The sequence below is a fragment of the Alteromonas sp. a30 genome (assembly GCF_026788005.1).
In the GTDB taxonomy this organism is placed as follows: domain Bacteria; phylum Pseudomonadota; class Gammaproteobacteria; order Enterobacterales; family Alteromonadaceae; genus Paraneptunicella.
In genome coordinates, this window is the sequence record NZ_JABEPE010000003.1 from 245677 (window position 1) to 259064 (window position 13388).

The following is a 13388-nucleotide window of genomic DNA, read 5'->3' on the forward strand; positions in this document are numbered from 1 at the left end:
AATCCTGCAAATTTAACGCTGAGAAGAGCAGGAGTCCCGAATCACCAAGCTGGGCGCAAACAGGTTTTGAATCATATTTTCTCCCGAGTAAACCTTATTAATCACGTATTTGGCAGCCATTTTCCCCATGTCAGCAATGGGATGATTAATAGTGGTTAAGGTAGGAAATACGTGACGAGCAACCACAATGTTGTCGAATCCAACAACGGATAATGCTTGTGGAACTTGAATACCTCGGGCTCGGGCGCAACGAATTGCGCCAGAAGCCATCCAGTCATTACCGCACACTAACGCCGTAAAATGCTTATTGCTTTCAAGTAAATGTATTAACCCTGCTTCACCATCTTCTTCTTGATAACTTCCTTCGTAGTACAGGGCCTCAGAAAATGTAATTCCAGCCTCTTCAAGGGCGCGCTTGTGCCCTTTGAAACGTTGCATCGCATCGGTTTTATCACTCGGACCAGAAATATAAGCAATTTCAGTATGCCCTTGCTCCAACAAGTGTTTTGTACAAAGGTAGCCACCGGTTTCATTGTCCAAGGTAAAACAAGCCTCTTCTAAGCCTTCTACACAACGATTCACAAGAGAAACGGGTAATCTATTTTGATTGAGTTCTTGAATGTAGGCGTCATCCAGCGCCCCAACTTGCAAAATTAAAGCATCACAATTGCGGCTAATCAGGAATTCTACGGCTTCTTTTTCTTGTGCTAAATCGTTGTGACCAACGGTAATGATGACGTGTTTATTACATTCTCTAAGCGTTGTTTCAATGGATTGCAACATTTCGCCAAAGAAAGGTGTGGATAGTTCAGACACCACAACACCAATGCTATCGGAGCGATTTGAAGCTAACGAACGAGCTAATGAATTAGGACGGTAATCCAGCTCTTTCATAGCTTGCTCAACTTTCAAACGTAGTGCTTCGTTAACTGTTTTTCGCCCATTTAATACACGCGAAACCGTTGAAAGCGAAACACCCGCTCGCTCAGCCACTTTGTATATTGTGGTCATTCACACCTCAGTTGGTCACTTGAAAATCCGACTCATTATGCCGCTCCGTCAACTAAATCGCTACGTCTGCGAATGAGATCATGGGTCATTTTTTCCTGCATTGCGTCAGTAATCGGGTATATCAACATTAATAACGCACCAGCAAATCCAAACAGCGCCGGAATAAAGCTCATTAGCAATTGCATCCCCGGCAACGATGCTTGAATACTGCTACTATCCATTCCGTTATATCCATAGTAACCGAGCACCAACAGAACAAGCGCACCAGCAAAGCCACCACCTGTTTTCTGTACAAAAGTTCCCGCAGAATACACCAACCCCGTTGCCCTACGCCCCGTTTTCCATTCGGAATAATCGGCAGCGTCCCCAAGCATGGAAAAGAACAAGGTTGGCATCATGGCGGCAAAAAACTCCGCGATGCAGCCTAAAATAAACACCCAGGTGACTTCTTCAGCAGGCAACCAATAAAAGGAACAAGTAAATAAGCTGGCGGTTAACAGAGAAAAAATAAGCACTTGTTTACGGCCGAAACGCCGACTTAACCATGATGTAGATAAAGCTCCTGCAATGGAAACTAATAGCAGGGCAATGAAATATTGGCCGGTTAACAATTCATCACCAATGTAATACTTAAAGTAGTAAGCAATGACACCATATTTGATACCGTTAAACATCATGGTTAAAAAGCCAATACCGAGCAAAACCAACCACGGTTTATTGGTCATTAAATCAACTATATCTTGCTGGCTCCCAGACAAAGCTTTGTTCGGCACCTGTGTCATACGACGAACCACGACGACGCTCGTTGCTATTACCAAAGCAAAGATCACTCCTGTTAACCAATTTCGGTAGTAAAAAAAAGCAGTGATTGAACCTAAAGGGATCAGTAAAAATGGCAATTGTTTAGCCAGATCTCGCATATCACTGGCTAAGCTGCCTTTTAGGCTCTTAGGCGGCATTATACGTTCTTTGGTGGTCCCCACAGTGACAAACATCAGAAACATTAAAATACCGGCAAACACAAACATCGTTTGTTGATACCCTAACGCTTGATTGTCCCCTCCAAAATATTTGACCATCATGGGCAAGAACCCCATCACAAATAACCCGCCAAGGAATGCACCAGCAAAACGGAATCCAGACAAACGCGTACGTTCGTTGTCATCTGTTGTCATCACCCCCATCAGTGCAGAATAAGGAACATTATTGACGGTGTAAGCCAGTGTTAAGCCAATGTAAGTCACATAGGCGTACACTAATTTTGCAGAATCGCTTAAGTCGGGCGTGGAAAAACACAGCACCATAAACAAGCCAAGAAAGGGGGTCGACCATAGGATCCACGGCCGAAATTTTCCCCACGAAGTGTGGGTTCTGTCGGCTATCATTCCCATGATAATGTCGGTAACACCATCAGATAAACGTACAACCAAAAACAAAAGAGCCGCCGCCGCCGCAGATAACCCAAAGGTATCGGTATAAAACACAGCCAAATAGGCTAATGCGCCACGCCAGACTAAATTCGCCGCTGCATCGCCTGCACCATAGCCCACTTTTTCAATAAGTGATAATTGACTCATACCGTTTCTCCTTGGGCTTATTTATTGACGTGATTATCGTTATGAGTACGTGACAAAAGAAACGCTTGGTAAGCGAGTGCGCTATCTTTCAGTATGCGTTGCTGGGTTTGATAATCGACATACACTAAGCCGAAACGTTTCAAATACCCTTCTGCCCATTCAAAGTTATCCATTAAGCTCCAGGCAAAATAACCATCAATTTGTACACCTTGTTCAGCCGCTTCATGTACCGCAAGTAAATGTGATTGATAATAGTCAATGCGACTATTGTCATGAACAGCGCCATCTACTAATTCATCAGCCATGGCTGCACCATTTTCAGTGATGTAAATAGGCGGCAGGTTATAGTCAGACAATATTTTAGTCAGCAAATCCGTTAATGCTTGCGGATAGATTTCCCAACCAATATCGGTTTGTGGGTGCAGATGCGCATGTTCTGTATAAAATGGGCTTTTTTCGGGATCGCTAAAATCCGTTACCGTTGGGGCAGAATAAGTTAATCGAGTGTAAAAATTCACACCAAGAAAATCCAGTGGCTGTGCCATAATTTGCAAATCGTTAGCCTCGATATCTGGCTTTTGGTCGTCAGGAAGCTCCGCCAACATTGCGGGATATTCGCCATGTAAAAGAGGCTTGATGTACCAGTGATTAATGTACTGATTGGCGTAATCCGCTGCCTTTAACGAAGATTCAGAATCGTCGGCTGGGTAACATGGGGTAAAATTAAGCACGATACCATTTAAACTACTTGGGCTATTTTTTTGCAATACCTGCATGGCTAAGCCATGAGCAAGCAAAATATGATGCGCAGCCTGACGTCCAGATTTTACCCCTGTTTTGCCCGGCGCATGAACGCCAATCTCATACCCTAAATACGCCGAACAAAAGGGCTCATTAAACGTGGCATAAGAATGCACGCGATCACCAAAGAACAAGCTTACTTTGTCAACATAATCTTGGAACAGATACGCCGTTTCTCGATTTAGCCAACCGCCGTTATCCTCAATAAATTGTGGCAAATCCCAATGATACAAAGTCACGAAGGGCTTAATTCCACGCGCATTCAACGTATCAAGCAATTGGATATAAAAACCTAATCCTTCATGATTGAGTGAACCGTCCTCATGCATTACCCGAGGCCAAGATATAGAAAAACGATAGGTATCCACACCAAGGCTTTGTATCAGATCAATATCCTCAAGCCAACGCTCAATGTGCTCGCAAGCAACCAGCCCATTCGACTTATCAATTATTTTTCCCGGTGTTTCACAAAATGTATCCCAAATGCTTTTTAACCGAGAATCTCTCGCACCTTCAATTTGAAAAGAAGACGTAGCAACGCCAAAAAGAAAGGATTTATCCAGCAATTTTGAATGTTCAGGCAAAGTTATTTTTTTCATGTCTTTTCAAATCAATTCGCACAATTGTAATGAGTTTTAAGCCGAAAAAGGCATTTACACTCATGATGTTTTTTCTTTGTTGAATTTATGTTTATAACATGTAACTCTTAAAATGAGAAAGCGCTTTCTTAAAAATTTTAAACGACCTCCTTGTCCCGTAAAATAACAATTTCAATCCAATGCAGAAATAATACTAAGCGGTATAGGGAACACGATTAAAACATTGAGGTTAGTATTAAGTGATTGAATTAAATGATAATAAAAAAGAAAGGGGCAACAGCGATTTGCCCGCCAAAACAGGATACGTGATTGAACTGATTTCACTCACTTCATTGTTTTTCATGTGGGGATTTATCACCAGTTTAAATGACATTTTAATCCCTTATTTTAAAAATGCCTTTGAATTGAATTTCACCCAAGCGATGTTGATCCAATTCTGCTTTTTCGGTGCCTATTTTGTCATGTCGTTACCCGCTGGCAAGCTGGTCTCATTCATTGGTTTTAAAAAAGGCATTGTAACCGGGCTCGTGCTTGCATCTATTGGCTGCTTGCTATTTTATCCCTCCGCAGCACTTACGGCCTACCCGCTGTTTTTGTTGTCACTCTTTATTCTTGCGTCTGGCGTGACCTTGCTACAAGTATCAGCTAACCCTTTTGTTACCGTCCTAGGCTCCCCACAGACCGCTTCCGCTCGACTCGTCACAACGCAAGCTTTTAACTCTTTGGGGACAACGTTAGGGCCGCTTTTTGGCGCCTTATTACTGTTTGCCACCAGCGAAGCAGATTCAGGCATTGAAAGTGTTAAAACACCTTATTTATTGTTGGCTGGCACCTTATTATTTCTGGCGTTATTTTTCAGCAAACTACGCTTGCCCGATTTTGGCAAATCTACCCCCCACTTAAACACCCCGAATGCTAACAAAGGAGCTTGGCATTATCGCCATTTGAAACTGGGGGCAATAGGTATTTTTGTCTATGTTGGTGCGGAGGTTGCGATAGGTAGCTTTCTAGTCAGTTTTATTCAAAGCGCGGGCATCACTGGCATAACAGAAACCCAAGCAGCTACTTATGTTTCCTATTATTGGGGTGGCGCTATGGTTGGTCGGTTTATTGGTGCGCTTGTTATGCAAAAAGTACGGGCGAATCGTTTGTTAAGTTTCAACGCACTAATGGCTTGCGTATTGATAGTTATTACCCTTAGTAGTGATGGCAATATTGCTATCTGGAGTCTATTGCTTGTTGGCGTGTTCAACTCAATTATGTTCCCCACAATCTTTAGTTTGTCGCTACATGGGTTGGGTAACGCCACCAGCCAAGGCTCTGGAATTTTATGTTTAGCTATCGTTGGTGGTGCGATTGTCCCCCTTGCTCAAGGCATGCTCGCGGACAGTTTAGGGCTGCAACCGGCATTTATTATTCCAGTGTTGTGCTATCTCTATATTTTATATTACGGCTTAAGTGGCTATACCCCATCACGCCCTCAACGCACCGATCGCACCTGCTTAGATTCAATGGAGAAACAATAATGCGTTATACACTTGCCCTCTTAATCAGCACGAGCATGGGGCTACATGCAACGAATAGCTACTCAGATATTAATGTTTGGCCAACATTAAACCTCGAGATAAAGCGCGACCCCGCAATAGAAGAACGCGCCCAGAGCATTCTTAATACTATGACCTTGGAACAAAAAGTCGCGCAGATGATCCAACCCGAAATTCGCGATATTAGTGTGGAAGACATGCGCCGATATGGGTTTGGCTCCTATCTTAACGGCGGCGGTTCGTTTCCTAACGCTAACAAATACGCCACACCACAAGAATGGTTAAACCTAGCAGAAAGTATGTATCAAGCCTCGATCGACGACAGTCTAGACGGCTCAAGCATTCCCACCATGTGGGGAACCGATGCGGTACACGGGCATAACAATGTCATCGGGGCTACGCTGTTTCCTCATAATATCGGTCTTGGTGCTGCCCATAATCCAGAGCTTGTCGAGAAAATCGCCGCAGCAACCGCAAAAGAAGTGTTAGCCACAGGCATTGAATGGATTTTCGCGCCAACCGTTGCCACTGTACGCGACGATCGCTGGGGAAGAACTTACGAAGGCTACTCGGAAGACCCCGAAATAGTAAAACTCTACGCTGAAGCCGTTGTTCATGGTCTACAAGGCCGTGCAAAACACAACTTTATGGCTGATGACAAAGTGATCAGCACGGTAAAGCACTTCATTGGCGATGGAGGTACCGTTAAGGGGGATGACCAAGGCGATAACATTGATGATGAAGCCGAGTTATTTAACATTCACGGGCAAGGTTATGTCACCGGCTTAAGTGCTGGCGCCCAAACCGTCATGGCTTCGTTTAACAGTTGGCACGGCAAGAAAATTCATGGTCATCAATACCTGCTCACACAAGTTTTAAAAGACAAAATGGGCTTCGATGGCTTTGTTGTCGGTGATTGGTCAGGCCACGGCCAAATTCAAGGATGTAGTAATGAAAGCTGTCCACAAGCCATTAACGCCGGGCTTGATATGTTCATGTCCCCGACACAGGCATGGAAACCCTTGTACGAAAATACCCTTGCACAGGCTCGAAGCGGCGACATCCCAATAAGTCGAATTAATGATGCCGTGACGCGTATTTTGCGGGTAAAACTGCGCGCCGGATTATTCGACAAACCCAGCCCCGCTAACCGCCCATTGTCTGCAAACAGCAAGTTAATTGGCGCACAGGCACACCGGGACATTGCCGCGCAAGCCGTGCGTGAATCTTTGGTGCTGCTGAAAAATCAAAATCAGTTATTGCCGCTAAGCCCCAAACAGCACGTATTGGTTGCAGGTGATGGTGCCGACAACATCGGTAAGCAATCCGGTGGATGGACAATCACTTGGCAAGGCACCGGCAACACCAATGAAGACTTCCCCGGCGGCAGTTCCATTTACCAAGGTATTCGCCAACATGTTGAGTCAGCGGGGGGCAAAGTCACCCTCATCCCAAATGGTGAAAACCCAAAAGATACTTGGTCTGAAAAGCCTGATGTAGCCATTGTGGTATTCGGTGAAGACCCTTATGCCGAAGGGCATGGCGACCGAGAAAACCTTGAATATCAGCGAGGTAACAAGCGTGATTTACTGTTGCTGCGCAAACTCAAAAGCCAAGGAATTCCTGTTGTTTCTGTCTTTTTAAGTGGCAGACCGATGTGGGTTAACCCAGAAATAAATGCATCTAACGCCTTTGTTGCGGCATGGCTACCCGGCAGTGAAGGTGCTGCCGTTAGTGATGTATTGTTTACCGATGCTACAGGCAAAATCATCGCTCCCTTTACGGGCAAACTCAGCTTCTCTTGGCCCAATAGTCCTTATCAAATAGCAAATAAACCCTACGCCGAGCCACCGCTACTACCCTATGGGTTTGGCCTAAGCTATGATTCTGAACAAAATCAAAAGGATGTGCTGAACCGGGTGCTAAATGAACATTTTGAGGCCCCGCAAACAGCACCAACCAACCGTGTTCTTTACCAAGCGAAAATGCACTCGCCTTGGCTGATGTGGTTAATTGACAACAAAACCGGGCAACGCACCGCCGTTACCACCAGTATTCAAAATATTGCCGGGCTTGAATTTAAGAACATCGATAAGACTGTCCAAGAAGACGCGTTGCAACTCACATTCGATGGTAAAGCAGATGTCAGTCTCGCTTTTATCAGCAAGAGTCAATTTAGAGAAGATCTCCGAGCCGATTTAGAAAGACAATCGGCTTTGACGTTCAGCATTAATCTACTTTCACCTTTTTCAGGGCCGTTGCTTCTCAACATGCAATGTGATGCCGGTGAGCAATGTGGCGCAAGCATCGACCTCTCACCTCTGCTTAACACGCTGCCTCGTCAACAATGGCAAACCTTGTCTATCGACTTACGTTGTTTTGAAAAACAAGGAATGCAATTCACCCATACGGTAATGCCATTTAGCTTGAGCAGTCAGCATCAAGGCCAAATCGGTATTGCTGATGTACAAATTGTGTCAAAAGAAGCAGAAAAAGCCACATTGTCTTGCTCAGTATAACCATATGATTTTATTGAATAATCAATATTAAACGTCAGTCATTAATTTACATTGATGAAACAAATGTAAAATTAATGTTGACGTTTAGGTGTAATCTAAATTACCTTTGAGAAAGCGCTTTCTCCGCTTTCTTCAGCATTAACAGGAAGCGCTTTCTATACAAACATATTTTTAATATGCATAGAGAGTTAATAGAGAGAAAGACAGTGAAGCACACAAAATTTATGAGAACACCGATTGCAGCAAGTTTATCGGTGATTTTAGGTACCACGAGTATGCCTGTTCTGGCGCAAGATTCATCGAGCACTGAACAAACAGGTGTTGAAGTCATTCAAGTTAAGGGGATCCGCAGCAGTTTAATCCGTTCAATGGATGTAAAACGCGAATCCATTGGTGTTGTAGATGCGATTACGGCGGAGGATATTGGCAAATTCCCGGACAGTAACCTTGCTGAGTCGCTTCAACGCATCACCGGCGTGTCTATCGACCGTAGAAACGGCGAAGGTTTCCAAATCACCGTGCGTGGTTTCGGTCCTGAGTTCAATCAGGTGACGCTAAATGGACGTACCATGCCAGCCGCTCAGCTCAACGAAGCTGGCGACTTAAATACTAGCCGCTCTTTCGATATGAGTAACATTGCATCGGAAGGCGTTTCTGGGGTAACGGTTTACAAATCAGGCCAAGCGAACATTACCTCTGGGGGTATTGGTGCAACAGTTGATTTACAAACTCGTAAACCGATGCAAGAGAAAGGATTACACTATACCGTTGGAGCCAAGGCAGTTCACGACACCACTAATCGCATTGGTGATGACGTCACACCGGAATTATCTGGCTTAGCAAGCTGGTCCAACGATACTTGGGGCGTGTCAATTACTGCATCGCATCAAGATAGAGACAGCGGTCGTTCTGGTGCGTTTACCAATGGCTGGAACGATTTCTCAGGCCCGTGGACAGGCAAAGACTTTATTCCTAACGGTTATACCGACGATTTGGTCATTGATAATGAGCCGGCACAAGGCACGCAAACCAACTTTACGCCCGGCTTACGCTACAATCATTTTGATTTCGAGCGTCGCCGTCAAAATGCGCAAGTCACCTTTCAATTTCGTCCAAGCGACACCTTCGAAGCGGTATTGGATTACACCTATGCCAACCAAGAAATTGAGTCCAATCGTAACGAACTCTCATTCTGGTTTGGTGGCGGTGCATTTCCAACATCCGCAGTAGAGTTTGATGTCACTAATGATGTTGCCACTCCATTATATTGGCTAACAGAAAACCCACCGAATTACCTATCCAGAGATGTGAACTTTGGTGTGCAAGGTGGTCATGTTGAAAACGAATTAGACTCTGTAGGCTTAAACCTAAAATGGGAAGCCAGCGAAGACTTAATCATCAAATTAGATGTTCATGACAGTACAGCAAAAGCTTCTCCGGGCGGAAATGGCCCGGGCAACTTCTGGAACGTTGGGATTGGTGCGCAGGGCGTATCGGTTCAAGGCATCGACAACTCCGGTGATTTACCTTTGTTAGTAGGCATTTGGGATGAGCGCGAGCCAGTTGTAGGTGATGTTGCCGGTGAAATTGATACTGGTGATTTAAGCTCAACTGTACGCCAAATTTTCTACGACAGAACCGAATCCGACATTACTCAAGCAAGGTTAGATTTTGATTATCGAATCACCGATGAGCTTTCCATCGACTTTGGTATTGAGTCCAGAGACATGGAATACACTAACCGCAGTTCGTTCGACCAAACAACTCTTGAAGGTAACTGGGGCGCGTCTAACCCCGGCGACATTCCCGCTGATATGGTCGATGTGTTGAATTTCAGATCATTATTCGACGGCTACCGCTCAGAAATGAGCGATGGTGCTCGTGATTTCTTCAACGCCAATTATGGTGGCGAAGCGCAAGGTCAATTAGAAACTTTCGGCGCAGTGTCTTTCATTGGTGACTCCAATGCATTAGGCGCGTTGTTATCTTCCAACATTGGCCTTGATTGGGTACCGAATCCAGTGGATGACGTGAATCGCCTGATCGAAGAAAAAATTACTGCCGCTTATACACAGTTCCAGCTTTCCGGTGAGACAGGCAACATGACCTACGACATTCTGGCCGGTGTGCGCTTTGAAAAGTCAGAGGTAAAATCCGTTGCTCAAGTAGCGCAGCCTGTCATTGTTTGGCAAGGTGATAACGACTTCCTTGTGCAAGGTGGTGATGCCGCATCTGCGCCCATCATTGAGCGTGAAGATGAATACGACCATGTATTGCCTAGTTTAAGTTTAACCTTAAACATTACCGATGAATTGGTTGCTCGAATGGCGTGGAGTAAGACCATTGCACGAGCTGATTACGCCAGTTTGCAACACGGTGTTAGTAACATTTCAGGCCCGATTGGCGGCCCAACAATCCTTGGCGCAAGTAACGGCACTGCGACGAACGGTAACATTGGCCTACGCCCCATTGAATCCGATAATATCGACCTCTCTTTGGAATGGTATTACAAGGCGGATAGCTACGTTGCTGTCGGGTATTTCGATAAACGCGTGCCAAACTTTATTGGTACAGAGGAAGTGGAAACTATCGCAGATACAACCCGCGATCCTTCTAACGGCCCTCGCGCCCAAGCAGCCATTGATGAATTAAACGCCAGAGGTTTGGCTGTTAATCAGCAGAATTTATTCCGCATGATAGCCTCTTTAGATAACGGCCAAGGCGGCTGTATCGCCAACCCACTCGCACCTGTTAATTTATGTGGCGCGGACTTCGACTCAGCCGATTATGAAGGCGCAGATGGCTGGGAAAACGGCGTAGACTTAGTCGCTTTACCAGAAGACCCATTCGCGGTACTTAATGCCGCCACCCAAGTTAACGCCAACGACGCGCAAATATCTGGTTGGGAAATAGCTGCACAGCACTTCTTTGGTGAAACCGGCTTTGGTGTACAAGCAAATGTCACCTTGGTAAATGGCTCCGTTGGCTACGATGTAGCAGACACCAGCGGCGCAGCACAGTTTGCCTTAACCGGTTTAAGTGACTCAGCTAACTTCGTGCTTATTTACGAAAAAGGCCCGCTGCAAGCGCGTATTACTTACAACTGGCGTGACCAGTTCCTTAATAGCGCTAACGTTGGTGGTAACGAGCCAGAGTTCACAGATGCTTATGAACAAGTGGATTTCTCCATTGCTTATAACATCTCGGACGCATGGTCGGTTTCCTTAGAAGGCATTAACATTTTCGAAGAAGATGTACGCCGTTTTGGTAGAACCGAGCGCCAATTCAGAAGCTTAGAAATTCTGGGCGCACGCTACGCACTTTCAACACGCTACGTGTTCTAAAAGAAAGACGAGAGACCGAGGCATCATTAGCACTATGATGCCTCGACATTTTCTGGCACCCTAACGCTATTTTTCCAATATACAAACGTCCGCAGGATTTACGCATGACTCATCAAGCCTCATCTCATGCAACATCACCTCAATCGACTAAGCAACACCTCATCGTCGTGGGTGGCGGCACATCTGGCTGGCTAGCAGCCGCAGCTTTTGGCAAGCTACTCGGTAAAGCTTTCGATGTTAGCCTGATTGAATCTGAATCCATCGGGCGTATTGGTGTTGGCGAAGCCACCATCCCACCACTTCGAACCTTCCATCGTTTGTTAGGCATCAACGAAGCCGAAATGATGCGAGACATTCAAGCCACATTTAAACTTGGTATTGAATTTAGCAACTGGGGAGACATAGGTGATCGTTACATTCACTCTTTTGGTGTTAACGGAAAAGGATGCTGGGCGTGTGACTTTCAACATTTTTGGGTGGCAGGCTTACAAAAAGGCATCGCTCACGACCCAATCGGCAGCTATTGTCGAGAGCTTATTGCCGCGCAAGAAGGTCGTGCAACAGGTGGCGAACAATCTGGCTTTAATTATGCGTTCCATTTAGATGCTGGCCTTTACGCTGGCTTTTTAAAACGCTTTTCCCAGCGGCACGGCGTAAAACATATCGAAGGCACCATTACCGATGTGCATTTACACCCTCAAAGCGGCGCGATTGATTCATTAACATTGCAAGGCGGTCGTAATATCAGCGGCGATATTTTCATTGACTGTAGCGGGTTTAGCGCACGGTTAATTCAAGGTGCGTTAAACACCCAATTAGAGCCTTATGGTCATTACTTACCTTGCGATTCAGCCGTTGCCATTCAAACCGAAAATGTTGGTGCTCCGCGGCCTTACACTCAATCCATTGCCCATGCTTTTGGTTGGCAATGGCGCATACCTTTGCAACATAGAAGCGGTAACGGCATGGTCTATTGCAGCCGTTTTGTTTCCGACGACGAAGCGCTTCACACACTTATGAATAACCTTGAAGGCAAAGCAATCACTGAACCCAGAGCCTTTAAATATACAACTGGACGACGCCAAAAAGCGTGGGTCAAAAACTGCATTGCCGTTGGCTTAGCCGCCGGATTTTTAGAGCCACTTGAATCCACTTCTATACATTTAGCAATGTCTGCTATTTTACGTTTACTTAAACTGCTGCCACTAAAAGATATGCCAGCAGCCTGTGTTGACGAATTTAATCAGCAAACAAAAGTCGAATTTGAACGCGTCCGTAACTTTATTATTTTGCACTACCATGCCACAAAACGTGAAGACAGCGATTTCTGGCGCTACTGTAAAAATATGGAGATTCCCGCAGAATTGTCCCACCGCATTCAACTCTTCAAGGAAACTGGCACCATACCACTGCAAGAAAAAGAGCTATTCCAAACGGACTCATGGACACAAGTCATGATTGGTCAGCACATTATTCCCGAACGCTATCATCCTATAGTTGAAGCGATGGGTGACGATGAACTTGGCCGATTCCTTAACGGCTTAAAGCAACATGTAAGGGGAGAAGTAGATAAAATTCCGCTACACCAAGACTTTATCAATCAATATTGTAAAAGCCCTTGAAATTGGTCAAAAAACAATAACTCATTTCCTCACTCACAAGAACCCTACCCACATTAAATTTATCGTTCCTAAAAATGCTTTTGCGGTTTACACAACGATGAATGGCTGTAAAATGGTGGGGAATACGTGATGTGCAATTTTTTACCTTTTTACTTATATTGGTAGCTCTAGCCCAGTATTGGTAGGCCCTAGATAAAAATAATACGCACTCATTAAGCCACGTCATTTTACTTAATCTTTAAGGTTCGGGATTAGAATTCACTCTCATTTTCACCTATAAAGACTAGAGTGATAACGATGAAATAATATCTAGATAAGCTAAAAACGATCACCTCACTGTGACGAAATGCCAGCTTGTCTATCACCTGAAT

At 45.0% G+C, this 13388-nt stretch carries 7 protein-coding genes; 4 read left to right on the forward strand and 3 right to left on the reverse strand.

Annotated elements, in window-relative coordinates:
• Positions 1-12: 12 nt before the first annotated feature.
• From HJG39_RS05040 to HJG39_RS05050, 3 genes are read right to left on the reverse strand one after another with little or no spacing between them, the layout of a single operon-like run.
• The gene (locus tag HJG39_RS05040) at positions 13-1011 is read right to left on the reverse strand and encodes a LacI family DNA-binding transcriptional regulator (RefSeq protein ID WP_268407445.1); all 999 of its coding nucleotides are present in this window, start codon (positions 1009-1011) and stop codon (positions 13-15) included.
• Positions 1012-1046: 35 nt separating this feature from the next.
• Positions 1047-2588: an MFS transporter gene (locus tag HJG39_RS05045; protein ID WP_268407447.1), complete on the reverse strand. Its 1542-nt coding sequence runs from the start codon at positions 2586-2588 to the stop codon at positions 1047-1049.
• Positions 2589-2605: 17 nt separating this feature from the next.
• Positions 2606-3988: a GH1 family beta-glucosidase gene (locus tag HJG39_RS05050; protein WP_268407449.1), complete on the reverse strand. Its 1383-nt coding sequence runs from the start codon at positions 3986-3988 to the stop codon at positions 2606-2608.
• A 242-nt stretch (positions 3989-4230) separates the two neighbouring features.
• Between HJG39_RS05050 and HJG39_RS05055 the strand changes: the two genes are divergently transcribed.
• The 4 genes from HJG39_RS05055 to HJG39_RS05070 all read left to right on the forward strand — a co-directional run bounded on the left by HJG39_RS05055 (position 4231) and on the right by HJG39_RS05070 (position 13017).
• A complete protein-coding gene (locus tag HJG39_RS05055; RefSeq protein WP_442781003.1) occupies positions 4231-5514 on the forward strand; it encodes a sugar MFS transporter in 1284 nt (427 codons plus the stop codon).
• On the forward strand, positions 5514-8051 hold the full coding sequence (locus HJG39_RS05060; RefSeq protein WP_442780998.1) for a glycoside hydrolase family 3 protein: 2538 nt from the start codon (positions 5514-5516) through the stop codon (positions 8049-8051). Before HJG39_RS05055 ends, HJG39_RS05060 begins: the two co-directional genes overlap by 1 nt.
• 206 nt (positions 8052-8257) lie before the next feature.
• Positions 8258-11395 carry a TonB-dependent receptor gene (locus HJG39_RS05065; protein WP_268407451.1) on the forward strand — a complete coding sequence of 1046 codons (3138 nt, stop codon included), beginning with the start codon at positions 8258-8260 and terminating at the stop codon, positions 11393-11395.
• Between the two features lie 104 nt (positions 11396-11499).
• Entirely contained in the window at positions 11500-13017 is a 1518-nt protein-coding gene (locus tag HJG39_RS05070) for a tryptophan halogenase family protein (RefSeq protein WP_268407453.1), read from the forward strand.
• Positions 13018-13388 lie beyond the last annotated feature (371 nt).